17 protein-coding genes are annotated in these 25,193 nt (G+C 40.6%); 4 read left to right on the top strand and 13 right to left on the bottom strand.

The genetic code is table 11. The features are described from left to right. Positions 1–17: 17 nt before the first annotated feature. The 5 genes from AQ505_RS15275 to AQ505_RS15295 form a co-directional block, all read right to left on the bottom strand. Positions 18–2,696, bottom strand: a complete 2,679-nt coding sequence (locus tag AQ505_RS15275) for a glycoside hydrolase family 2 TIM barrel-domain containing protein (protein ID WP_062548976.1) — start codon at positions 2,694–2,696, stop codon at positions 18–20. Positions 2,697–2,792: 96 nt separating this feature from the next. After that, on the bottom strand, positions 2,793–4,667 hold the full coding sequence (locus AQ505_RS15280; protein WP_062548977.1) for a RagB/SusD family nutrient uptake outer membrane protein: 1,875 nt from the start codon (positions 4,665–4,667) through the stop codon (positions 2,793–2,795). 12 nt (positions 4,668–4,679) lie between these two features. After that, on the bottom strand, positions 4,680–7,766 hold the full coding sequence (locus AQ505_RS15285) for a SusC/RagA family TonB-linked outer membrane protein (protein ID WP_062548978.1): 3,087 nt from the start codon (positions 7,764–7,766) through the stop codon (positions 4,680–4,682). A 303-nt stretch (positions 7,767–8,069) separates the two neighbouring features. After that, positions 8,070–9,953, bottom strand: coding sequence for a 7TM diverse intracellular signaling domain-containing protein (locus AQ505_RS15290; RefSeq protein ID WP_082461559.1), 1,884 nt, complete (start codon positions 9,951–9,953; stop codon positions 8,070–8,072). Between the two features lie 219 nt (positions 9,954–10,172). Then, positions 10,173–10,469, bottom strand: a complete 297-nt coding sequence (locus tag AQ505_RS15295) for a helix-turn-helix domain-containing protein (protein WP_062548979.1) — start codon at positions 10,467–10,469, stop codon at positions 10,173–10,175. Positions 10,470–11,194: 725 nt separating this feature from the next. Between AQ505_RS15295 and AQ505_RS15300 the strand changes: the two genes are divergently transcribed. After that, complete coding sequence (locus AQ505_RS15300; protein ID WP_062548980.1) at positions 11,195–11,737, top strand: GAF domain-containing protein; 543 nt, start codon at positions 11,195–11,197, stop codon at positions 11,735–11,737. Between the two features lie 82 nt (positions 11,738–11,819). Here the strand turns inward: AQ505_RS15300 and AQ505_RS15305 are convergent, their stop codons facing one another. Beyond that, entirely contained in the window at positions 11,820–14,318 is a 2,499-nt protein-coding gene (locus AQ505_RS15305) for a glycoside hydrolase family 2 TIM barrel-domain containing protein (RefSeq protein WP_062548981.1), read from the bottom strand. Positions 14,319–14,608: 290 nt separating this feature from the next. On the opposite strand from AQ505_RS15305, the gene AQ505_RS15310 reads away from it, so the two are divergent. From AQ505_RS15310 to AQ505_RS15320, 3 genes are read left to right on the top strand one after another with little or no spacing between them, the layout of a single operon-like run. Then, a complete protein-coding gene (locus AQ505_RS15310) occupies positions 14,609–17,218 on the top strand; it encodes a PAS domain S-box protein (protein WP_062548982.1) in 2,610 nt (869 codons plus the stop codon). A 14-nt stretch (positions 17,219–17,232) separates the two neighbouring features. Then, on the top strand, positions 17,233–17,589 hold the full coding sequence (locus AQ505_RS15315) for a response regulator (protein ID WP_231634890.1): 357 nt from the start codon (positions 17,233–17,235) through the stop codon (positions 17,587–17,589). 52 nt (positions 17,590–17,641) lie between these two features. After that, positions 17,642–18,337 (top strand): DUF421 domain-containing protein, encoded by a 696-nt coding sequence (locus AQ505_RS15320; protein WP_062548984.1) that lies wholly within the window; start codon positions 17,642–17,644, stop codon positions 18,335–18,337. A 56-nt stretch (positions 18,338–18,393) separates the two neighbouring features. Here the strand turns inward: AQ505_RS15320 and AQ505_RS15325 are convergent, their stop codons facing one another. From AQ505_RS15325 to lpdA, 7 genes are all read right to left on the bottom strand, one after another. Next, positions 18,394–18,768 carry a hypothetical protein gene (locus AQ505_RS15325; RefSeq protein ID WP_062548985.1) on the bottom strand — a complete coding sequence of 125 codons (375 nt, stop codon included), beginning with the start codon at positions 18,766–18,768 and terminating at the stop codon, positions 18,394–18,396. 124 nt (positions 18,769–18,892) lie between these two features. Beyond that, entirely contained in the window at positions 18,893–19,273 is a 381-nt protein-coding gene (locus AQ505_RS15330; RefSeq protein WP_062548986.1) for a VOC family protein, read from the bottom strand. Between the two features lie 50 nt (positions 19,274–19,323). Further along, complete coding sequence (locus AQ505_RS15335; protein WP_062548987.1) at positions 19,324–20,301, bottom strand: L-histidine N(alpha)-methyltransferase; 978 nt, start codon at positions 20,299–20,301, stop codon at positions 19,324–19,326. 1 nt (position 20,302) lies between these two features. Continuing rightward, positions 20,303–21,454 (bottom strand): ergothioneine biosynthesis protein EgtB, encoded by a 1,152-nt coding sequence (gene egtB / locus AQ505_RS15340; protein ID WP_062548988.1) that lies wholly within the window; start codon positions 21,452–21,454, stop codon positions 20,303–20,305. Next, positions 21,454–23,028: an ABC transporter permease/substrate-binding protein gene (locus AQ505_RS15345; RefSeq protein WP_062551047.1), complete on the bottom strand. Its 1,575-nt coding sequence runs from the start codon at positions 23,026–23,028 to the stop codon at positions 21,454–21,456. The genes egtB and AQ505_RS15345 overlap by 1 nt, the downstream gene beginning before the upstream one ends. Beyond that, on the bottom strand, positions 23,021–23,782 hold the full coding sequence (locus AQ505_RS15350; protein WP_062548989.1) for an ABC transporter ATP-binding protein: 762 nt from the start codon (positions 23,780–23,782) through the stop codon (positions 23,021–23,023). The genes AQ505_RS15345 and AQ505_RS15350 overlap by 8 nt, the downstream gene beginning before the upstream one ends. Beyond that, positions 23,783–25,168, bottom strand: coding sequence for a dihydrolipoyl dehydrogenase (lpdA, locus tag AQ505_RS15355; RefSeq protein ID WP_062548990.1), 1,386 nt, complete (start codon positions 25,166–25,168; stop codon positions 23,783–23,785). Positions 25,169–25,193: the final 25 nt, after the last annotated feature.

Consider the following 25,193-nt stretch of genomic DNA (forward strand, 5'->3'; position numbering starts at 1 on the left):
CTTAATGGTTCGATCAGTTAATTTAGTTTTCTCAGGGATAAAGCATTCAAAACAGGCTCACCTTTTACTGGAATGAAATCCAATGAAATTCCAGTTCCATCAATAACCTGTATCCTTATGCTCTTTTGAACAGCAGTAGTGTATCCATATTCATCCTGAATATTAAAATCTTTGAGCAATGTTTTACCGTTAACGTTCAAATTAAATATCCTTTGTTCCGCCTGATCCTTAACTTCAGAATTATCCAGATTATAGGCCAGCGCTTCTTGGTATTCCCCTCCCATCAGCTCAGAAAAATACAGGTTTAGCTCGTAATATCCATCGGGAACATCCAATTTATAGGCCGATAAGCCGACACGCTGGGTTTGATAAATTGGATCTTCATCGGTGCCAAGGATATTTTTGTCTGAACCATAGCTAATTCGATTGTTTCCGCTGCTAAAAGCAGTGCCTCCCATATAGCCCCATGAACCTTTATGATAAGCTTGATCCGGAGACCATAGCACATGCGTTTTTTCTTCTATAAAATAACGTTCAGCGCCTAATAAAACATGCAGAGCATTGAAGTCTGGTTGTTTTGAAAAAAGGTTTGGTAAAATGGTAAAGTCAATTTCAGCCACATCAATGAGCGATGGATATTGTGCGTTTAACACTTTCAGTTGATTCTTTCCTGCAGTAAAAGGCACATCCCAGGTACAAATACGGTCGATACTTTCCCTGATCCCCAGGCTCTTTCCATTCAAAAACAACTCCGCCGACTTCAAATTTGTAGCCACTTGAACTGGCTGGGTACTATATAGCGGATCATTTTCGGCAATGCCTGTCCTTTCTTTCCAATTTCTTGAGGCTATTTTCAGGAAGGGCTGTTTTAACAGATAAGCCTGATACAGATAGTAAGTATCTTTAGGCTCACGTCCAAGGGTTAACAGCCCTTTATTATTAATATGAGGCATAGTCTCTGCTCTACTTTCGGAGTTAAAATCTGCCAGGTTCCAAACCATTGCACCATTTACAAATGGGCGGCTCAACATTTCATTTAAATACACCTGACTAAATTTAATCGCGTACTCCACACTTTTATCAAACCTAACTGGCTTAAAAGACCTGATCCTTGGATCAGCGTCCGCTCCGAATTCTGTCACCAGTAATGGTTTCTCTGGCAATTCCTTGTGGTGTTTGTCTAAAAACTGTCCGAAACCATCCAAGGTTCCTCCATACCAGCCCTGGTATAAATTCCAGCCGATAACCATGGGGATTTTTGTGAGTCCGACCCTATGGTACCGATCGAAATCACCATGTAAGGCCATCATCGTATATCTGGAACTGTCCTCTTTTCGGGTTAATTTTTCAAGATCCTCAGCGAGTGCTCTGATGTTTTTAAAATACAATTCCTGACGAGGTTTATCATCTCCAAACTTCGGTCGCAGCAATACTTCATTCATATAGGCCCACATCACCACACTGGGGTGATTAAAATTCTGACGAATCATTTCGATCTGCATATTCTTGCTGTTTTCAGCAAAGGCTTCACTCTCCGTGATGGCATTTACGATCGGAATTTCTACGGAGGTCAAGATTCCAAGTCGATCACAGGTTTCCAATATAATTGGGTCTTGAGGATAGTGTGCAACCCTCAGGAAATTACCGCCCATTTCTTTTAGTAGTTCTACATCCCTGATTTGCAAAGCATCTGGAACAGCATTTCCTAATCCTTCATAGTCTTGATGGCGACTAGCTCCCATGATTTTCAGCGCCTTTCCGTTTAAGAAAAATCCTTTCTCTGCATCAAACCTGAACCACCTGAAACCAATTGCATTAGAGACTTCATCAAGCACTTTTGAACTCTTGACATCGGTAATGCTTGAGACTACACGATACAAAACAGGCGAATCCGGAGACCATAATTCTGGTTTATTTACCTTCGGCAAATCCAGCTGTACCGTTTTCTTTTCTCCGGCATTTAAACGAATAAGAGCAGTTCGTTTACTGATTAACAGCCCCTCCTTATTGTACAATGCAGTACTTAATTCTAACTTGCGACTTTCGCTTGCGGAGTTCTCTAAAACACTCTTTACACTTACAGCCGCACATTCGGCAGATACCTGGGGCGTACTGATGTAAATCCCATCGGCGCCATACGCTCCATTATAAAAATGAACCGGATCTGTCATCAGCAAACCTACTTTTCTATAAATCCCACCAAAAAAAGTGAAATCCGCGGTTAGCGGAGCGATGTCTTCCTGGTAACGATTACTCACTTTAACCCTGATCTGGTTATCGAAACCGATGTTAGGGTTTAGAAATTTATGGATTGGAATGATAAAACGGGTATAGCCTCCTGCATGTTTCCCGGCAAGCTGTCCGTTTACATAGAGTTCTGCCTCCTGATTTACGCCATCAAAACAAAGAAAAACATCTTTGCCTTTCATCATCGCATTGGTTTTCAAAACGCGCTGATACCATCCTGTTCCGCGATAATAACCAGGTGTATCCTCCATCACATCCTCGGCGTTCCAGGTATGCGGCAAGGTAATTTTGCTCCAGTTCTGATCGTCTTTACTAAAACTCCATTGGTCGTTAAAACCAATGTATTGTCGACCAGGGTTACGATTTATGTCTTTTATGTCTTTTGAAAAAGAGGAATCAGCAAAAAGAATCAATAATATAAAAAGGTATAAGAGCTTAAAAGAAGGCATAAACGGCATTTATGTAAACAGGAAGATCAGTTGATGAGTAAGGTAATAATTAGGTTTAAATAAAGACCAGGCAAAATATTACCTGGTCTTATCTTTTTATTTATCCAATGCAGGCACGTTGGATTCATACCCGATATAACCTTTATTTTGGTTGATGTGTCCTTCGGTATTAAATCTTTGTGCACTTGCAGGCACTGGCCACAGCACGTGATATGGTGCTATTCTGTAATTTACACCTTGAAGCGTTCTTACATTATTCTTATAGAAGTCATTCTTTTCCATAATACGGTCATAGAAGAAATTCTGATCAGAAAAAGCATTCAGGTTATAAGTCTTGCCATTGTAGGCAGATTTGCCAGTCATTGCAAAAATATAAGCAATCCTGGTCAGTTCAGTCTTTCTTGGTTCTTCCCAAAATAGTTCTCTGGCACGTTCGTCCAGGATGGTTCCAATATTGATTTTGCTGATGTCTGTTAATAGTGTCGCGTTTGCTCTTGCCCTAACCACATTGATATCACTCATTGCTGAGGCCAAATCGCCTTTCCAATAATAAGCTTCTGCTCTTAACAAATAGGTTTCAGCTAATCTGAATACATACCAATCGGTATTGGTACCACGTGGTGGAGACCAGTAAGGATCGTTGGCCAAGGCATTTGTGGAGTTGATGAACACCTTGTAATGCGGCCATCCAAACCAATGACGAATTGTATCTAAAGCTCCATTTTGGAAAACGGTTGCCACATTCGCATCTGTATATTGCTGTAATGGTTTTCCAAATAGATCTTTATCGGCTTGTAGTTTTGATGTTTTTAGTGCAGGATTATTGTAAACCAGATCGGTCATATCCATCCACATCCCTTTTGCGTGTCTGTAATCCGTTTGATCGGTCCAGATGTATTTTGTACTGTATGGCGTACCTCGGTACCTGCCAATTCCACGGCCATACATCTTCGTTAAAGGGATTTCAGCACCCACGGCATCGGTAATCGCCTGGATTCCTGAACCCGTTGGTGTACGCAGGTTTGCAAAATGCCATGCTGGTACCGTATTACGCATCAGCTGCGATCCATTTGGGGTAAAGCCTTGGAACGCTTCCCTATCGATCACTAAAAACAGGGCTTCTTTATTGGCGCCGATTGCTTTATTGTCCATTCGGTGTAAGTCCCAAACTACGTTTTTAGTGGCATCGCCGGCAGTACTGCCAAATCTGGTGGTCATCATTCCATATTTGCCCCCGCCAATTACATTGGTTGCAGAAACGATCGCATCATCAAATTTACCGAGTGCCAGGTTTACTTTTGTCAGCAAATGGCTCACAGCACCTTTGGTTACTTCTCCTTTATTGACATTGTCGGTTACCCAGGTTTGCGCAAATTCTAAGTCAGTTCTCATTTTCTCCAGAATCACTTCTCTTTTTGTGGAATAAAAATCTGCTTTTGGTGCATCCAAGTCGTTCAATAACAAGGGCACGTCTCCAAATTGATGTACCAATCTGTAATAATAATAGGCACGGAAGAAATACGCGGCACCTAAAATAGCATTTCTTTCTGCATCAGAAGCATATTTAGGTACATCAATTCTGGTGATGATGGTATTTGCCTGACGAATAGCCGTGAAAGAATTCTCCCAATACCAGCCTACTTTATTAAAATCGTCGCTATTTAAGTTGGCATCCGGTGTGATTCTGCTCACCAAATCCTGCGCTGGTGTACTTTTATCGGTTGTACCATCTACGGCTACATCAGAGAAAAGGGATTCGGTTAACATTGGGGCAGAATCGCCGAAATACTCTTTTCTGAGGATGAGTGCTACACCATTCAGTGCGGCTTTCATGGCATTCGGATTGTCCAGGTTGTTTGGTGAATAACTGGACAGCTGATCTGAATCCAAGTAACTTTTTTTACATGCAGTATCTGCCATTAATAATGCTGCAGTACATAACAGGAATAGTGTTTTATTTATTTTTTTCATGTCGCTAAAATCTTATAAGGAAACATTTAAGCCCAGGGTGTAATATCTTGGAGTTGGACCATTGTTCTCCGGATCCCAGTAATTCCAATCGCGGGTATATACTGCTGCGTTATTTACGTTGGCATATATTTTTGCGGTTTTCACACGAAGTTTAGTCAGCAGATTTTTAGGAATCGTATACGCTAATGCCACTGAATTTAAACGGATAAATGAGTTGTCGTGAAAAACGTTGAAACTGGTACCACTTGTTCCTGAATTTAACCTGGCATAGTCATTAATTGGGTTATCTGGTGTCCAGTACGGCAGCACATAAGAATTTTGACGTGCAAATCCCACACTTCCAGGTTGATTTTTCGCAGAGTTATATTCATTTTTCTGTCCCCAGTTAGAAAGCAGCTGGAAAGAGAAGTCGAAATTGTCGAAGATATTGAATTCATTCCTTAGTGCGAAGATAAAGCGAGGGCTTTTATAGCCTAAAAACTGTTTATCTGCATCACTGTACTGATAATCTCCATTGACATCTTCTAACTTGAAATCACCTGGTTTAATCGCCCCTTTTGTATACTTGGCAGCCTCAGCCATTTCATTCTCCTGCCATACTCCAAGGATTTTATAGTTCCAGATCACATCAATATCTTTTCCAATAAACCAGCCATTTCCTGGATCATCAGTTGGCAATGCCAGACTTATGATTTTATTCCTTGAAAACGAGAAATTGAAATTTGAATTCCATTTAATTTTACCATCGGTAATGTTTCTACTGGTTAAACTGAGGTCCATTCCTTTATTGCTAATTTCAGCAACATTAGAATACACATAAGCATAGCCCGTCACATTTGGCAGGGTTTGTTTCACTAGTAAATTATTGGTTTTTTTACTGAAGAAATCAACAGCTCCAGTGATTCTATCTTTCAAAACGGAGAAATCCAATCCTAAGTTGAATGATTTCGTTTGCTCCCATTGCAGGTTTGGATTCTGCATCTTAGAGGCAAGGGCCAACGTATTTACGGTTGAAGCGGTACCACTTCCATCTACAGTCTGGTATTTATCACTCCCTAAGATGGCCAAAGCCGCGTAAGGATCAACCGTATTATTGTCTGGGTTTCTCAGGTCTCTATTTCCATTGATACCATAAGAAACACGCAGTTTACCGAAGTCTAGCCAGGTCAAGGACTTCAAAAAGGATTCTTCTGTAAAAATCCAGGCAAAAGCTGCTGCGGGGAAGGTTGCTCTTTTAAAATTAGCACCAAAAACAGAATATCCATCTCTGCGAACAGAAAGCGTCAGGTTATATCGCTGCATCAGGCTATAATTTAACCTGGCCATTAGCGCATCACCTGTATACACTTTATCTTCTGCATTTACGGAAGGCTTGATACCAGTAGAAAGATTATGATAGCCTAAGGCATCACTTGGCACAAAGCCTTCGTTCCCTGCCTGAGTCCACCAGGTTTGGTATTTCTCTGCATTTGCCAATAGGGTCACATCAAGATTATGAATGTCTGCAATGGTTTTATTCCATTTTAGTAAATGATCAATTTGCCAGTTGTAACGGGTCTCATTGGCTCTGGTTACAGAACCACCTGGAGTAGTTACATTTGGATTTTTTGAAGATAAGTGATCAAATGTCCGGTACATATCTACACCTGGGCTGAAGTTTAGCTGGTAGGTAATACCGAAAGGCAATTTAATCCTGGTGTAAACGCTTGCAAACAGGGTATTTTGCTTGTTCATCTTGCTATTATAGGTCATATTCAAGAAAGGATTTCTTGCATTCAAACCATTGTCATCTGTAGGAATCCGTCTTAGCGTTCCATCTAGATTGTACATATCACCATAAGGCGAAAGGTTGATCAACTGATTCCAATCGGCTTCAATAGCACCTTCATCGCGATCTGCATATTGTGCGTTGATTCCGATGGTCATAAATTTTGCAGCCTGGCCTTCCAGATTTAATCGCGCTCTGACGGTACTAAATGCACCTCCTTTGATTAGGTTTTCATTTTTCTGATAACCCAGAGACATGTAATAACTGATTTCATCTTTCTTCCCACTCATACTCAAGGTATGGTCCTGACGTAATCCAGTTCTAAAAATTTCATCGTACCAGTCTACCGTTTTACCATCGGCATAATTGGCTTTCTCATTTGCAACCAGTCCTAACCTACCCAGCCATACCCCTACAAGGTCTGTTGGAACGGGATCTGTAGGTTTAAGGTTTAGCCACTGGTCTAAGCTTACTCCAGCGGGAAGGTTTCTTGGGTCGTTATACAAATATGGAGCTGTGGCACCTCCACTTCTCATTACATCTCCTCTCCAGGCTAAAAAAGCTTCTCCGGTATACGGACGCATATTTTGAGCCAGTTGGGCTAATCCGACATTGGTATTAAAGGTGATGGTAGGTTGATCTCCACGACCTTTTTTAGTGGTAATTGCCACTACTCCCGTAGCTGCTTTTGCCCCATAAACTGCCAGGGAACTTGCATCTTTCAGTACATCTACGGTTTCAATATCATTTGGATTGATATCAGAAAGCTGACCGTTGTAAATCACTCCATCCAATACAATTAGTGGTGAACTTCCAGCTGTTAATGTTGATTTACCACGTACGAGTAAGTCTCCTCCACCTTTTGCACTGGTGTTTAAACTGACAGACATACCAGCAATGTTACCTTTTAGAATGTCGGCCACACTCTGTGGATTTTCATTTTCCAGCTGAGTTGCCTTTATGCTGGAAATTGCTCCGGTAGCATCTTTTTTGGTGGTAGTTCCGTATCCGATCACGACCACTTCCGATAAACCCTGAGCTTCTTCAACCAGATTAACATTGATCTGAGTACGGTTATTCACGGAAACTTCTGAGGTGGTATAGCCAATAGCTGAGTACTGGAGTATCGCATTTCCCGCAGCAGCGATGCTGTATTTACCCTCCTCATTGGTAGAGCTTCCGGTTTTTGTGTTTTTGATTTTAATGGATACCCCCGGCATTGGTGATCCTTCTTTGTCCTTTACTATTCCGGTCACAGTACGGTCCTGTGCAAAGGACAATACATAGCTAGCTAGAAAGAACACAATTAATAGTGTAATTCTTTTTCTCATTTTTTGCTTGGTTAGGTTTATAATGGTTCGATAAAACTAGACTAACAAAAGCAAAACAGCAAACAAAAAACAACACAACTATCTGTAAAACAATAAGTTAAACATAAACGTGATACGGTTAAAACTCAAAGAATAAATCACATTTCTGCTGATTATCATACGGTTAGGCCATATCCTAAAATACAGCCTGATACGCTAAAAAAACATTAAAAAAAATACAAGAAAAATTAGCTTTGGGTGCTTCTACGCGGTTTTTTGTGCTAAAAATCGGCGTAGAAGTAGAGAATATTACTATCTGGAGAGCTAGGCGGTTGGTTTTTCGGCGAATGATGCCGTCTCAAAAATCAATTTACTCCAGCCACCTTCCCCGGCATTCTTCAATTCTTTATTCTTTTCTTCCAGGAGTCTCTGCATTTTACTGTTATAAGCCCAGCAAGTACTCTGCCTGATCAATAACAGTTGAGACAGTTTATGGGAGGAGATTTTGCCTTTTGTAGAGTATACAAGAAAAAGCATATAGAATGCTTTATTGATGGGGATCCTACTATTTTGAAAGATGGTATTGGCAATGACCGACTCATCGTACCCACATTTTGTACACCTCCTGCTGAAAGGCAGGAAACCTGCAAGGTATTGGCTGTTGCTGCACCTCTTACAGGTATAGCCATTGGTCCATTTTAATTCCGAAAGGTATTTAAAACAGGTTTCTCTGTCTGGATAGATTTTGCTGAACTCTTCAAAGTCTACGTCCAGGGACATCACCCTGGCCCGACTCACTTTTTTGATATTTTCATGCAGTTCCTGATTGTCTTTCTCCAGCATGGCATTCATGAGAGAAATTTCTTCATTCTGTTTCTCAATGGTTGCGGCCTTTTGGCTCACTTCCTTAGTCCGCTCGTCGACAAGGCTGGTTAGCTCTTTATTCAGCGTTTCTTTTAACTTCTCATTGATCTGAAGCTGCTCGATCATTCTTTTCTGAGCTCTGTCCTTTTTTTGTCTTAAACCCCTGATATTATCACCAATTGCAAAGGATACCAGAATCATTTCTATCACAAAGCAGAAACTTAAGCTGTAATGGGTAATCGGACCATAGGGTAACCAGGAAACGTTCAGCAGGACTAAACCCTTTATGATAAAGCCCAATAGCAGGAAAGTATAGCCAATCACAAAGAATCTGGCTGGTTTAAAACCACTTTTCCATACATAGATCCCAGAACCTAATGCCAGTAATAAGGGAATCACTTCTACTAACTTATAAGTAAACCAATGATGATTGTATAAACAGAGCATGAAAAACAATGTCCTGAGTATAATCATGGCTATAATGGCTTTATATAACATTGGCGCTTTGCTCCTTAAATACAAGAAGTTCAAGGTAAAAAGCAATCCAAACAAACTACTTAAATATAAGGCGACTCCATAGCCATATTGGTTCCAGGCCGGATGATTTGGCCATAAATATTGAAATGCAATTCCATCTACACAGGTTTCGTACAGCCCGATACTCAGGTTATAAAGCACATAATATAAATATTGTTTTTGCCTGATGGCGATAAACATTAGCAGGTTATAGAAACCAAAAACAACGATCATCCCATAAAAAAGGCCGAAAAACATATATTCTTCAGTGGCATAATGAACAAACCAGCGCATGGTTCTCAATACAATGATCACACTGGCTGACTGTGAAGATTTTACCCTGATGTAATAGGTTTCCTCTCCTTCTTTGGTGTTATCCAGGTTCAGCAGAAAGTTTTTATGCTCATATTCTCGATGCGCAAACCTATATTTTGCTCCAAATTGAAAATGCTGGTATTTATGATCAGTAATTGGTGCATATAAATTAATATCATCAATCGTTTGGTCGAAGAATTCAAGTATCCAATCCTCTTTAGACGCTGGATTAGACTTGATTTTTACCTTAAACCAGTAGGTAGCGTTGAGTTTGAAAATCTTTGGGGTGTAGATTTTGCTTTTATTGAACTGTTTATTCAATTCTGGTTTTAGGATGTCCTGAAGACTGAGTATTCCGGAAGTATCTTCCAGGAGCTCAATTTCCCCATAATTAAAGATATGATGAGGCACTTTATCATCCATCTTCACTGGGAGCTGAGCTTTAGTATTGAGCTGTAAAAAATTCAGGATAGCAAAAGTAAACAGGAAAATAAGGCGGTAAAATTTCATCATTTGGCATTACAAGATGGAGAGATCAATTCAATGCCGAGGAGGCCAATTGATTCCAATTATATTTAGTTGCTGTAATTATAGGAAAAATTCCACTGGAATACAGAATGAATTTAAATCATTCCTGCCCTACCCAATGAGTTCATTTATGTTTGGGTAGGGATCAGTTTACTATTTATTCCAGGACAACAGCAACTGTTGAAATAAAGAGGCCGCTCATAATTAATTCAATAAAAGCATTCTAGGTCCTTCAATTGTAAGCATGGGCTCCGCTTCCACAATGGGAGTTTCCAGCACTTTTTTCCCGATGACATCTGTCAAATCGCATTTGAGTCCTTCACAAATTTCCAATAGCGTAGAGAACATATAATCAGTTCTGGCATTTTCAATCTTACTAATTTTGGCAGAATTCACGGAACACCTATGCGCTAATTCATCCTGAGTTAAGCCTAATGCCTTGCGGATGGCTCTTACATTCTCTCCAACTAACTCGTAGTCATTTTTGAATAAATCTTTCATCCTTTAAATGTCGCACCTTTTTTAAAATTAATACCTGTTAATATAAACAATAAGTAAAATTATATCGTCACACTCACATAAAGTTGCCAATACGACATCAAATAGCGCTAATATTAGTTGAATATTACACCAAAATAAACTTTACACCAATAAATCGTAAGATCAGTTTTAATCAATAATGGGTTCTTATGGATTTTCAGCTCTGGTATTCAGGAATTGTTCGTTTCTGTTTGGCCAGAAATCAAACCATAGTCAACGCTAATCGTAAGGAAATAGTTCAAGATTTATCAAAATACGTTTCAAATTATCCAGTTAAAACGCTCGGTCAAGAATTTAGAAGATCAGTATAGCAGTTCAAGCAATGCCAATCCTTCCCGGGCAACAATTACCTATTCATCAATCTTGAATCCGCCTTACTGCGTAAAAAACAGATAGTCAACAGCGATCATGTGCTTGAAATTAATGGCAATTGCCTCTTATTAACGAAGGGAGGTATTGCGATGAGTAAGGGTTATAAAAACAAGTTTTGCCAGTATATTCAACATAAAACAATCTGTTCCAAAAGACTATCTACCTAAGAGGTTACAAAATTTTATCGCCACCTTTTAAAATAATTCTGTTATTTTACATCTTAATTAAAAAAATCTTACCAAGAAAAACACCTTATTTGATTCATGCTTTCCTCAAAACATTCAGGAAGCGTGATCATTCCTTAAAAAGCAGCCATGGAAAACATTTTTAACAGAAACATCATCCCTTCCAATGACTTTGAACGCATTGCTGCTTTAAACCGTTACCATTTAATCAATGCTTTTGATGAACCAGTATTGGATCAGATCGTACAGCTTACCGCGAAAACATTTGACACCCCAATGGCCTTGATTTCATTAGTGGACCTGCATCAGGTGTTCTTTAAATCAGCGATTGGGACAAGTGGAGCCGATTTTACGTCAAGAGGAAGAAGTCTTTGTTCTATTGCGATTTTAGATACTGAACCCTTAATCATACATTATGCTGAAGAAGAAAAATGCCTATTAACCAATCCTGTAATTGCTGCTGAATATGGTTTTAAATTCTATGCCAGTGCCCCATTAATCACTTCAGATGGCTTTATGATTGGTGCTTTATGCATCACTGACACCAAATTGAGGGATTTTACTGCTGAACAAGTGGAGACCTTAAAAGGCTTTGCAGCAATGGTGATACAGGAAATAGAGAAAAAAATTCAACTGAAAACAGAAAGCCAGCTAGAAGTACTTGAGAAATAAAGTGAAGCTCAAGAGTTTTCAGCTAACTCTTGGGCTTCAGCTCATCTAGCCCCAGCCAACGCTTCCTGATTATTTAAATGAATTATTTCACTTCAATTTTTAGGACCGTAGACTTCAACCCCTTTGCAGAGGCCTCAAAGTAAACCACTCCCTGCTTTTCCTCAGACTTCACAATAGCTGTCAGCTGACCACTAAAAGCTTTCATTTTTGGCGCCTGAAAAGATTCCAGACTCGCACTGTTTCCATTCGCTACAGCATGAAATTTTCCAGCTCCAGTGGCTTTAAAGCTGATCTCTCTGGTATCTTCAGAACATAGATTCCCATCTTTATCTACCACACTGACCAATACAAAAGAAAGATCCTTTCCATTTGCAGTCAATTGTGTACGATCAGCTTTCAATTCCAGGTGATGTGGTTTTCCAGCAGTATGGATCTCTTTTTCTTCTACTGCATTTCCCTTTGCATCATACGCAACCACCTTAACCGCTCCCGGTTTATATTTAGTATCCATCCACATTAAACGGTATCTTTTCTGACGGTCAAAATCCTCCAAAGATTTCTTATCTCCGGTATTGTAAACCGTAAACGTCGTATCCTTTGTTTTCTTCCCCTGACTTTTACCATTGATAAACAATTCGGCAGTAGGATAATTGGTATACACAAAAACTGGTGTAGTTTGCCCTGCTCTATCTCTAAAATTCCAGCTTGGAAGGATATGAAGTGTGTTTGCGGCAGTATTCCAATGACTTCTATACAGGTAATAGCGGTCTTTGGGAATTCCTGCAAGGTCTACAATTCCAAATAATGAGCTATGACTTGGCCAGTTGGTATAATATGGCGTTGGTTCGCCTAAGTAATCAAAACCGGTCCACACAAATTCGCCGATGGCATAAGGCAGGTCATCATGCTGAATAAAATTATCTTCTGGCAAGTCAGACCAGCCGCAATGTTCTACATCATAAGATGACACCTGAAGATCCTCATAGATTGGCATAGCACGTCTGATTACAGGGAATTTATAAATTCCTCTTGAGCTAATTGTAGAGGCCGTTTCTGTGCCGAGAATAATCTGCTGCGGCAGTTTTTTATAAGCTTCAGGATAGACAAAAGGACGATAATTGAAACCTGCGACCTGCATAGTTGCTGCAAAATTATTGTTAATCACAGATCCTGGCTGATCCATTCCCTGTGTGACAAAGCGCGTAGGATCTTCCCGGAAACAGATGTCCTGAAGAAACTTTGCCGTTTTAGCGGCTCCCAGCATCCCTTGTTCAGGAACTTCATTTCCTATACACCACATCACTACACTTGGATTATTTCTATAATGATGGATCAAATTGACCACATCTTTTTCCGCCCATTCCTCAAAATACTTATGGTAACCATTCTTTTGTTTTGGTGCTTTCCATTCGTCAAAAGTTTCGGCCATCAGCATCATGCCCATTTCATCACAAGCTTTCACAAACTCTGGTGCCGGCATATTATGAGAAGTCCGGATCGCATTTACGCCCATATCTTTCATAATGCGAATCTGCCTTCTGATAGCCGCATCATTCACAGCCGCGCCTAATGGACCCAAATCATGGTGTAAACATACTCCTTTAAACTGCGTCCTTTTTCCATTCAGAAAAAACCCTTTATTGGGAATAATTTCTATCGATCGGATTCCAAAAGTAGTGCTGTACTCATCTCGAAGTTCATTTTCCTCGTACAATTTAGAAACTGCGGTGTATAAAACCGGGTGTTCCGTATCCCAAAGTTGCGGATTCAAGACCAGCAGTTCCTGATTAAAAGTATCCTCATTGTATTTATTTAATAAGGTCTTCGTGCTGGCTACGACCTTCCCATCCGCATCTTTGATTTCGGTTGTCAAATGGAATCCAGCCACATTCCCTGCTCCAGTTATCACCTTTGTTTTCAAGTTCACCTTCGCAAACTCCTTATGAATGACCGGTGTAGTCAACTGTGTTCCCCAAACTGGAATGTGTGCCGTTTCAGTCATCACCACATGAACATTTCGGTATAAACCGGCCCCGGGGTACCATCTGGATGATTCCGGAAAGTTCTCCAACCTTACAGCTAATATATTTTCTTCCCCAGGCTCTAAAAATTCAGTAATATCAAAATGAAAAGTATTGTAACCATACGGCCAGAAGCCTACCTTTTTACCGTTTAAGTAAACGGTGGCGTTGCTCATTGCACCATCAAAGATAATCGAAGCCTTTTTACCTTTATTAAATCCAGGCACCCTAAATTTATTCCGGTACCAGCCTACGCCAACAAATGGCAAGCCGCCCGTCCTCCCCGCATGTTCAGACGCTTCCTTCTGCCCATCTTGTGAGATCGCGACATGCTGTTTGTCATTATTAGCACTAAAAGGGCCATAAATAGCCCAGTCATGAGGAACGATAACATTTTGCCATTTACTATCATTATATTTAACGTTCGTGAATTCAGGCTCATCTGTTCTCGTAAACTTCCAATTTTTTTCAAGTAACCATTCGGACCTGCTCTGAGCAAATACTGCAGTACTCCAAAAACCTAACGACAGTAAAATAACAGCAAAGTAATTCTTTTTCATATCAATATTTAAACATTTTAACTGGTCATCTTCCAGCTGTGTATAGCTATCGACCCTATCAATGGCTAAATATATGCTAAAACGCGATCATTATGACCTTTTACTCGCCATAAACGAGCTAAATCAACCGCCATTTTTTATTTGCTCATGAGCTAAACCCAGTTATACTACAACTAATAGGTTTAAAATATAGTTATATGTTCAAAATTCAAACCTTCCATCTATTGTTCAAGTTATTTCTTTAAAAGCACATAAATAAAGTAACTTAGAACTCTTATCTCCATCCCCAGATGAACTCTGAAAACGATCTAAAACACTTTAATGCGCTTATAGAAGCCTACCCTACTGCTACAGCCATTTATTCCGACAGGAACATTACCATAGCAGCTGCAAACCAAGAAATGCTTGCCCTATGGGGGAAAAATAATTCCGTTATAGGAAAAGAAATGGCAGCCGCTATTCCCGAACTGATCAACCAACCATTTATCAACTTACTGCAACAAGTTTACGATACAGGAATCACCTATCATGGAGAACAGGAAGCCGCCGACCTTATTGTAGACGGACAGCTGAAAACTTCTTATTTCAATTTCACCTATAAAGCATTAAAGGATGAACATGGAAAAACTGTGGCAATTATCCACAATGCAATCGACGTTACAGAGCTTGTACTGACAAAGAAAAAAATCAGCGAAACTGAAGAACGCCTGAGTTTCGCCCTGGAATCGGCAGAAATTGGCACCTGGGAAATGAACCCTTTAAATGAAACTGTTTTTTGGGACCAAAGGTGCCGGGAAATCTTCGGATTTGATGGTCATGAGGAAATCGAATATAAGTCTGTACTCCACTGTATTCATCCTCTGGACAAACAGAAAGTAGCCATGGCAGTAGCAGCTGCTATTGATCCGAATCGCACAGAAACTTACGATTTACGCTATCGAACAGTGAGTCAATCCAATAAAACCCTTAGATGGGTTCACTGTAAGGGGAAAGCGTACTTCGACGATCGCGGAGCAGTTTATCGCTTTGCTGGAATAGCCATGGACATCACCAAAGAAATTACTGCCAACCTCAGTGAACAACAGCTACTTTCTTTAATCAGGCACAATGCAGATCATATGTCTATAGCAGATATGGAAGGCAGGCTCATTTATATGAACCAATCCGGCAGAAAAATGCTGGGCGTTCCTGAAAATGCAGATATCACCACCATGACAGCATCCGATTTCTACACCCCTGAAGAATTAGCCCGGGTACAGCAAACTTTAATCCCACAAATTTCTGAGGAAAGTGGTTGGCAAGGGGTCATCCACCTAAGAAACTACCAAAACAAACAGGAAATTCCATGCGATGTGAATTATATTCTCATCAAAGATCCATTTTCGGGAGCCACTATTGGAAGAGGCGCTACCGCAAGGGACTTACGACCGGAAATCAAAGCGAAAGCAGAACTGAAACGCCTGGCAACAATCGTAGATATCTCTGAAGATTTCTGTAATTATTGCGACCTCGATGGCAATACCATTTATATCAATGAAGCCGGGGGTAAATTAATCGGTATCGACCCAAAACATATCAATGGAGCAAACTTGTACCAGTACCATAGTGCTGCTTCCTCAGCGGAAATCCGAGATAGGATCATTCCAGAACTCTATACCCATGGAAAATGGTCAGGACGATTAGAACTGGTGCATCAGGTTACCGGAGAAATCATTCCTATTCATAAACAACTATTCATCATCCGTCAGGAGTTCAGCAACGAACCTGTGGCCATTGCCGGAATCGCCCGGGACATGAGAAGAGAATTGAATGCAAAAAAAGCAGTAGACAAGAAAACAGAAGAGTTACAGCAAGCCATTAAGGAAATGGAATTTTTAGCAAATACAGTTCCTGCAGTAGTGTGGACGAGCCATCCTGATGGAATGCTGGACTATATCAATGACCGCTGGCACGAAAGAAGCGACGTCAGTATCGCCGAATCGCTTGGTCAGGGCTGGATCAAAGTGATGCACCCCGATGATGTAAAAGGAGTAATACAAAGATGGAAATTAAGTGTCGATAGCGGCAACCCTTATCAAACGGAATTCCGAATGCTGGACAAACATGGTAATTATAGATGGTGGCTCGTTAGGGCATTAGCGCTAAAAGATGCCAATGATAAAATCATTAAATGGTACGGCACCAACACGGACATTACCGATCAAAAAGAACTGGAAAGACAAAAGGATAACTTCCTTGCTGTAGCCAGTCATGAGTTAAAAACCCCTGTAACCAGTATTAAAGCGTATGCTCAGGTATTGGAAATGATGTTAAATCGTGCAGGGGATACTAAAAATGCAGTGTTAATGTCAAAAATGGATGGGCAAATCAACAGATTAACCAGTTTAATTGGAGATCTGCTGGATGTTACAAAAATCAATTCTGGCAGACTGGAATTTGACAATGTACCCTTTGATTTTAACCAAATGATGCTGGAAATTATTGAAGATATGCAGCTCACTTCCGGCAGGCATCAAATTAAACACCAGCTTTCTTTTAAAAGAATGGTAACCGGAGATCGGGAAAGAATCGCACAAGTTGTGATTAACCTGATCACCAATGCGATAAAATATTCTCCTAATGCCGACCGGATCATCATCTACACCGAAGATCACGATACCGAAGTTCAATTGTGCGTACAGGATTTTGGTATCGGACTAACCAGAGATAAGATGGATCGTGTATTTGAACAGTTTTATCGGGTGAGCGGGACTAAAGAACATACGTTTCCAGGGCTTGGGCTCGGTCTCTACATTTCTTCAGAAATTATTAAACAACTTGGCGGAAAGATATGGGTAAACTCTGTAATTGAAAAGGGTTCCACTTTTTGCTTTGCTATTCCTTTAAATAACGGCAATTAAACGAAATCCTACAGATGAAAAAGATATTTATAGCAGATGATGATGCCGCAATTGTTGATGCAACCAGCTTAATGCTGGAGTTAATGGGTTATGATGTGGCCTCTACTTTAAATGGTGCTGCCATATTAGAAGCGATGAAACCCAGTCCAGATCTTTTAATTCTTGATATCTGGCTTTCAGGTATCGATGGCAGGGACGTATGCAGACAGCTGAAAGCCGATCCGGCCACTAAAAACATACCGATTCTCATGATTTCTGCTAGCAGAGAGATCAAAACATCTGCAATGGATAGCGGAGCCAATGATTTTCTGGCAAAACCTTTCGAAATGCAGCTGCTGCTTCAGAAAATTGAAAGTTTAATCAATACATAAACCTTAAAGCATCGGACTTGTTATAGTGTAAATTACCATCTTCACATCATAAATGCTATTAAACATCGACTGGACTAAATTTCTAATTGGGGAAGCAGATTGGGAATTCATGGCAGAGATCTGCCTGCGTACCCTCATCATGTATTTTATCATCTTAATGGGCTTGCGATTGCTGGGAAAACGTGGCGTAAGACAACTCTCGGTGTTTGAACTTGTCGTGATCATTAGTCTGGGCTCAGCAGCCGGCGACCCCATGTTTTACAAAGAAATAGGCTTGTTGGTACCCGTGTTGATTTTTGCAGTGATTGTAAGCGCCTACCGAATGACCACCTTTTTAATGGCCAAAAGTAAAAAGATGGACGACCTCATTGAAGGAACCTGCGTTTACCTGATTAAAGATGGAGAATTTTCTATTGAAGACTTTGGAAAAGAAGGACTTGCTTATGATGAGTTTTTTTCAGAAATGCGTCAGCAGAGTATTTCTCATCTCGGACAGGTAGAATCAGTTATTTTGGAAACCTCTGGTAACCTTAGCATCTATTACTTTACTGATGAACAGGTTAAATATGGTCTTCCAATATTACCCGAACTTTTTGACGATTGTCACAAAGCTATCAATACTCCTGGAATATACGCATGTGCCTATTGCGGCAATGTAAAGGAGCTAGCACCATCCCCAAAGCATACCTGCAGCAAATGCCAGCATGAATCATGGGTAAAGGCAATAAATCGGCTCAGAATAAAATAACGAGCAAAAAAAAGACTTCATCATGATTTCATGATGAAGTCTTTTTTTCTAATTGACTATCTGGTGCAATCTGCAGTCCATGTTGCCCCATCTCTAGTCACCAGCATTTTTAGGGTACTGGCATCAATCTTAATACCGGTTAACCCATTGCCGATACTTACATAACTATTATCTCCTGATTTTTCGAATTTCACACCTGTGATATCAGGAATACTATTACCGAAATAAAAATTGTAGGTCTCTCCTACTTTACTAACTGTGATTTTTCCGTCAGAACTCTTGGTTAAATTACCATCCTTCAGATAAGAAACTGAACCGTTGTAAGTGCCTACAAAGAAGTCTGATTCTGCTGGATCTTTGTCTTTCTTACAGGCGATCAAAATCGTCGTAGCGATCAATAGTAAACTGAAAATTCTAATTGCTTTTTTCATAATGGCATGTGTTTTATTTGTAACATACCAGTTACAAAGCCCGTGCCAAAACCCATTAAAACTCTCTTAAAAGCAATTAAAACGCGAAATCCAGCAGCCAAACACTTATTAGGAAAGCCATATCTTAAGCCCCCTCAATGATCGAAAGAATATTTCCTGCCGGATCTTTAAACCAGGCGATTACGGGACCTTCGCCACGAAATATCCCCTGATCATCTGTTCTAAAACCCGGCTCATTATAATGTTCAAATTTCACACCTTTTTTTGTTAAAAGTGAGACGGTTTCCTCAACATTTTGAACTGGAAAATTCAACATAGTGAAGCTTGCGGCCACATGATTGGACTTTGGATAGATCACTATAGGTGTTGATCCTTCCACATGGACTTCCAATATCCCCATAGGATTATCTTTCAATGCTAATCCTAAGACCTCTCCATAGAATGCTTTTGCTTTTTCCAGATGATCCACTGAAAACGAGCTGAATGATTTTGAATTTCTCAACATGATTCTCTTTTTTTATAAGACAATCTGTCTAGGAATAAAGTTTTCACAAACTATACTACCGTCCAAATCGCATCAACGAAATAATTATGTTCATCAAAAAAGCGTTGGTTAAATTGAAACCCTGTTGCTATCGCCATCTCCTCTATGTCTTGAAGGGAGTATTTTTGTGAAATCTCCATGTAAACAGGCTCGTAAGCCTCAAAATGAATGAGCGCCTCCTCTCCAATCCGAACCTCCTGTGATTTTAAACTGATCAGGTAACTTTTACAGGCACCAGATTCCGGGTCATAGAAAGGATAATGTTCAAAAGCCTCCAGTTTAAAATCCGCATTCAATTCTCTGTTAATACGGGTCAGCAGGTTGAGGTTAAAGGCTGCAGTAATCCCGTGGGAATCATTATAAGCCGCCAATATCTGCTTTGGATCTTTCTTCAGGTCAAAACCAATAATTAAAATATCACCTTTAGTTAAAGAAGCTCTTAATGTGCTACAGAAATCCTCTGCTTCGGCAACGTCCATATTGCCAATATTAGCCCCCATAAATAATACCACTTTCCTACGACTGGACAGTGTAGTGCCTTTTTCAAGCATTTCAAAATAATCACCATTCAACCCTATTACCGACAATCCTGGTAAGGTTTTCGGCAAATGATCTTCCAGTTGACTAATTATTCCTGCAGAAATATCTATGGGCATATAGCTGAATTCCAGTTTCCGGTTACTCAGTTCTTTCAGTAGGTGAATAGACTTTGTGGCATCCCCGGCACCTAGTTCTATCAGGTCAAAGGGAGTATTTTCACTGGTAATCAGATCTGCAATCTTTCCGCTCTGTTTTGTCAGGATGTCCATTTCTGCATTAGTGACATAATATTCTTCCAACTTCATAATCTTTTGAAAGAGCAGATCACCTGCCCGATCATAAAAATATTTCGCCTGCATAAACTTAGGGCTGGCTTGTAGGCCTGTTAAAATATCCTGCATGAATTGACTTTCTGCAATGATTTGCGCTGCTATTTTGTTGTTGATCATATTATTTGGCAAGTCGTAAGCCTGTAAACTGCCACCTTAAGTGTGGATGAAAAAAATTCCTGTAACTGATTCTGCTATGTCCTTCGGGCGTGGCGATAGATGCTCCCCGGAGCACTTTCTGCTGGACCATAAACTTGCCATTATACTCTCCTATTGCCCCGGGTGCCTTATTAAAGCCTGGATAAGGCAAGTAAGCACTTTCGGTCCATTCCCATCGCTGGCCCCAGTTGAAAGTCTGTGCTGCCACTTCCCACTCAAATTCCGTAGGTAATCGTAGGCCAGCCCAGCTGGCATAAGCATAGGCTTCATAATAGCTGATGTGGGTCACTGGCTCTTGAAGGTTCATTGGTTTTAAACCTGAAAGGGTATAACGATGCCATTGTTCATCTATAAAATGCCAGTACATTGGTGCAGTTACCTGGTTATTGTTTAACCAGTCCCAGCCTTCCGAATGCCAATACTCAAAATTCTGATAGCCTCCGCTGTTTATAAATTCAAGGAATTCTGCATTGCTTACCAGATTTGAACTGATAGAGAATGGCTGTAAATAAACCTTATGAAGCCCTAATTCATTGTCAAAACAGAATGAGGTGCCTGTATAACCGATCTCATATACGCCTTCTGCTATCCCAATCATTTCACGCGTTTTCGTTTGCAGGGGGCTACTTTCTCTAACTTCGGAATGATAAACAGGAAAAAGTGGATTATTTCCCAGAATATACTTGATATCCGTCAGCAAAAGTTCCTGATGCTGCTGTTCATGGTTGAAACCAAGAAGCAATAATTCTTCGACCTCTTCGGTTACCGGATTTTCCAATAACCTCAGCATTGCTTCATCAACATAAGCCCGATATTGATAAATCTCTTTTACTCCAGGCCGGCTCAGATTCCCCCTGTCCGTACGGATCACTCTGTTTCCTATCGTTTCATAATAACTATTGAACACATAATTATAAGCGTCGTTATACACCTCATAGCCTAGAGAAAAAGGCTGCAAAATGAAAGTTTCAAAAAACCAGGTGGTATGGCCAAGATGCCATTTAGGAGGGCTTACATCCACAATTGGCTGCACTACATAATCTTCGGTTTCTAAGGGTTCGCAAATCTGTTCAGAATGTTTTCTAATCTTCAGGTACTTTTCCGATAGTATCATTAATTGGTCTCTAAGTAGTTTTTAAGTTCTGTAATGGTATTAACACCTAGTGCTTTCGATTGTTTTTCTCTCATCATTAAGGCATAAGAATTATTAAAGCCTATAGGATTAAGCCATTTGACCCCGTACTGCTGCTGAAAAGTTTTATTCACATAGTCGTACACTTTCTTTTTGTCTTGTCCAACACTTTTCAGTACGGACTGATCTGGGTTCAATAGTACCAGTAAACCAGTACCAGTATATTCCGGGTAAAAATCAATCTGATCGTTTACTAATGCGTCAAAGCAGATTTTTGTACCACCCAACCCGGATTTTGTGGCCACCTGATAATCGGTATTACCTTCTATCAGCATTCGATAAATCTGAGCAAGAATGTATTGTTCACCGAATATTTTTGAACCAATCCGTATCAGGGCTCCTTTTCCTCCCCTCGGACTTTTATACAGGCCGGCTGACAGCAAAAAATCTTTGGCCACACGTTCAGGGCTCTGTTTCATATAATCCGTACGGTAATTTAAGGAAATCATCGTAGAATCATTAATCTTTCCAGCCAAAAGATTCAGTACTTCTTCCAGCTGCGGAAATTTATCCAAAGCTGCTTGACGGATGAGAGGCACCGCATCATAAGGCGGAAATATTCCTTTATCGTCTTTCAAAACTACGAGGTCAAAGGCTTTCAAACGCCCATCAGTAGAGTAGCCGCTGATGACATCTAAGTCCTTTTCATACGCTGCCTTATACATCACCGCATCGCTGATTACCCGAGTTGGAATCTTTAAGCCGTAAACAGATTTTAAACCCAGATTTCCGTCTTGCCGGCCCATAAATTCGGGTGTAAATCCTGCGGTCAATTTATGTGGGCCTACAGCAGCAGGCCAGCATTCATATCCGATCAGGCAGATCATCACAAGCACTGCAGCAAAGGCTAATCTTTTAATTTTCAGCAAATTTAGTTTCTGAAGTCCGGAGAGGGAAACGTCAATCAGGATTGCCAGTAAAGCTGCTGGAATTGCACCCGCAAGAATCATATTGCTGTTGTTGAGCGAAATCCCTCCAAAAATAAACTCCCCTAGTCCTCCGGCAGCAATAAAAGAAGCCAGCGTGGCCACTCCAACATTGATGACGGCCGCAGTTCTGATTCCCGCCAGGATCACTGGCATCGCCAAAGGCAGTTCTACCTTCAAAAGCACTTGTTTTTTACTCATTCCCAAGGCATTTGCTGCCTCAACAACATCAACATTTACTCCTGTTAGACCAGTAAAAGTATTTCGGATGATGGGTAATAGTGCATATACGAGCAAAGCGACAATAGCAGGTTTTGCTCCAATTCCTAATAATGGAATCATAAAACCAAGCAGTGCGATACTGGGAATCGTTTGTAATACACCTGCAAAGCCCAAAATACCTGATGCCCATTTACGTTTCCCTGCGATAAACATGCCTAAAGGAAGGCCAATTGCAATGGCGAGTATTAAAGCCGTAAAAGTGAGTCCAAGGTGCTGTAAAGTCTGACTTAAGAGTTTATCCTTTTGCTCCCACATGAAATTCCATAACGTTTGCTGGCGATCATCCATGAACATTCTTGTTTTGATATAGGAATTCAAGGACTAAACGTGAACCATCCAGAAACTGGCGTGCAAAATCATTAACTGGCCGATAGAGCAGGTCTTGTGCCGTACCTATTTGAACGACCTCTCCATTACACATTAAACAAATCCGATCTGCCAGTTCAAAAGCTTCCTGCACATCGTGTGTCACCATCACGATCGTTTTTCGCTTGAGTTCTTCTAACGCTTTAAATTCTACCTGAATATTTGTTCTGGTTACATTATCGAGTGCGCCAAAGGGCTCATCCATCAATAAGATTGCAGGATCGGCGACTAGTGCTCTTGCCAACCCCACCCGCTGCTGTTGTCCACCACTCAATTCATGAGGAAATAAGGTCAGGCAATCCGGCGATAAATGAAGTTTTTCCAGCAGCTCAAGTGTGCGGGTCTCAATTTGGGAGGCCAGCCAGTTCAGCAATTTCGGAACAACGGCAATATTTTCCGCAACTGTATAATGAGGAAAAAGACCAATATTCTGCATTACATAACCGATTTTTCGTCTTAACATTTCCGGTTTTTCATCAGATGCGGACTGACCATTGATAAGGATTTTTCCGAAGTCTGGTTCGATCAGGCGGTTGATCATTTTTAGTGTGGTTGTTTTCCCACAGCCACTCGTTCCTAGAATTACCATGGTTTCGCCTTCCTGTACCGTAAAAGAAACCTCTTTTACCGCTGCTGTACTTCCAAAATGCTTACTGACGCCCAATAATTCAATCATTTATTTCTCTATCATATTCATAAAAAGGTTGTTTAGGGACTCCGAGAATGTAGGATGTGCAAAAACACCATACCTTATCGTATCGGCAGTAATATCGCCTTGCATGGCCATCTGCAGGACTGCCATAATCTCACCGCCCTCTGCTGCAAGCATACAGGCCCCTAATATTTTTCTACTTTTACGGTCTACAATGGCTTTCATAAAACCTAAAGTCTGCCCTGTTTCTATGCCCCTTGCGACCTGCGTCATCGGGATTTTTGCCACCAGAAAATCCAATCCTTTCTCCTTTGCCTGCGCTGCGGAAAGTCCTACCCTTGCTAACTGCGGATCAGTGAACATGCAGTAAGGAACTTGTCGATTTGCCGTACTCAGTTTTTCTTTCTCTATCAAATTCCTATATACAATCGTATAATCATTATAAGCAATATGGGTAAAGGCAGGCCCTCCATTTACATCCCCAAGTGCATAAATCCCTTTTACGGATGTTTCGAGCTTTTCATTGACCAGAACGTAACCGTTCTTATCTATTTTTATACCTGGTATGTCCAGATTTAAAGTATCTGTGTTTGGCGTTCGGCCGATGGCCAGTAGCAGATGGCTGGCTTTAATATTTTTCGTTCCATCAGCGGTTTTCAATTGAATACTTAATTTGCCTTGGACTCCTTTAACTTCCTCTAACGTGCTTTTTGTCAGCAGCTTCAAGCCTTCTTCTTCTAATATTTCAGTCAGCGTTGAAGAAACATCTTCATCTTCCCCTCCTACAATTCTGTATGATTTTTCAAGAACAGTTACTTTACTGCCAAACCGATGAAACAACTGAGCAAACTCCAATCCAATGTAATTGCCGCCAAGCACCACCAGATGTTCCGGAATTTCCTTTAAATCTAAAATAGTAGTGGAAGTCAGGTAGTTTCCACCTGTTAGGCCGGGAGTCGATGGAATCTTTGGTCTTGCCCCAGTATTGATGAAAATCAGATCTGCGGAAAACAAAAGCTCTGCTCCATCTGAAGTCTTTACCGTTAATTCCTTTGGCCCTGAAAACGTTGCTTCACCATGGATAAGATCCAGACCTTTAGTGGATTCAACACCTTTTTTAGCCCCCGAACGGAAGGAATCAACGATTTCATCCTTCCTTTTCATGATCTTTTTCAGATCAACTTTAACTGTATCAATTTCCAGTCCAAGCAGACTTGCCTTCCTCGCCTGATGCGCCGCATGGGCAGCAGCGATAATCGTTTTTGTTGGCGTACATCCATCATTGATACAAGTACCACCAACCCATCTTTTTTCAATCAGAACGGTCTTTTTTCCCGCTTCGGCCAGCTTTTTAGCTAATGGTACCCCAGCTTGCCCTGCTCCAATAATAATCGCATCGTAATGTTTCATTTCTTGCTGCTTTTACGGATTTAAA

It is taken from the genome of Pedobacter sp. PACM 27299, assembly GCF_001412655.1.
Taxonomy (GTDB): Bacteria; Bacteroidota; Bacteroidia; order Sphingobacteriales; family Sphingobacteriaceae; genus Pedobacter.

Bases quoted from the DNA above. Each gene is read 5' to 3' on its own strand.
- AQ505_RS15310 (WP_062548982.1), top strand. From the start codon at position 14,609: ATGAACTCTGAAAACGATCTAAAACACTTTAATGCGCTTATAGAAGCC.
- AQ505_RS15290 (WP_082461559.1), bottom strand. From the start codon at position 9,953: ATGATGAAATTTTACCGCCTTATTTTCCTGTTTACTTTTGCTATCCTG.
- AQ505_RS15320 (WP_062548984.1), top strand. From the start codon at position 17,642: ATGCTATTAAACATCGACTGGACTAAATTTCTAATTGGGGAAGCAGAT.
- AQ505_RS15305 (WP_062548981.1), bottom strand. From the start codon at position 14,318: ATGAAAAAGAATTACTTTGCTGTTATTTTACTGTCGTTAGGTTTTTGG.
- AQ505_RS15285 (WP_062548978.1), bottom strand. From the start codon at position 7,766: ATGAGAAAAAGAATTACACTATTAATTGTGTTCTTTCTAGCTAGCTAT.
- AQ505_RS15300 (WP_062548980.1), top strand. From the start codon at position 11,195: ATGGAAAACATTTTTAACAGAAACATCATCCCTTCCAATGACTTTGAA.
- egtB (WP_062548988.1), bottom strand. From the start codon at position 21,454: ATGATACTATCGGAAAAGTACCTGAAGATTAGAAAACATTCTGAACAG.
- AQ505_RS15295 (WP_062548979.1), bottom strand. From the start codon at position 10,469: ATGAAAGATTTATTCAAAAATGACTACGAGTTAGTTGGAGAGAATGTA.
- AQ505_RS15280 (WP_062548977.1), bottom strand. From the start codon at position 4,667: ATGAAAAAAATAAATAAAACACTATTCCTGTTATGTACTGCAGCATTA.
- lpdA (WP_062548990.1), bottom strand. From the start codon at position 25,168: ATGAAACATTACGATGCGATTATTATTGGAGCAGGGCAAGCTGGGGTA.
- AQ505_RS15350 (WP_062548989.1), bottom strand. From the start codon at position 23,782: ATGATTGAATTATTGGGCGTCAGTAAGCATTTTGGAAGTACAGCAGCG.
- AQ505_RS15345 (WP_062551047.1), bottom strand. From the start codon at position 23,028: ATGGATGATCGCCAGCAAACGTTATGGAATTTCATGTGGGAGCAAAAG.
- AQ505_RS15315 (WP_231634890.1), top strand. From the start codon at position 17,233: ATGAAAAAGATATTTATAGCAGATGATGATGCCGCAATTGTTGATGCA.
- AQ505_RS15330 (WP_062548986.1), bottom strand. From the start codon at position 19,273: ATGTTGAGAAATTCAAAATCATTCAGCTCGTTTTCAGTGGATCATCTG.
- AQ505_RS15335 (WP_062548987.1), bottom strand. From the start codon at position 20,301: ATGATCAACAACAAAATAGCAGCGCAAATCATTGCAGAAAGTCAATTC.
- AQ505_RS15275 (WP_062548976.1), bottom strand. From the start codon at position 2,696: ATGCCTTCTTTTAAGCTCTTATACCTTTTTATATTATTGATTCTTTTT.
- AQ505_RS15325 (WP_062548985.1), bottom strand. From the start codon at position 18,768: ATGAAAAAAGCAATTAGAATTTTCAGTTTACTATTGATCGCTACGACG.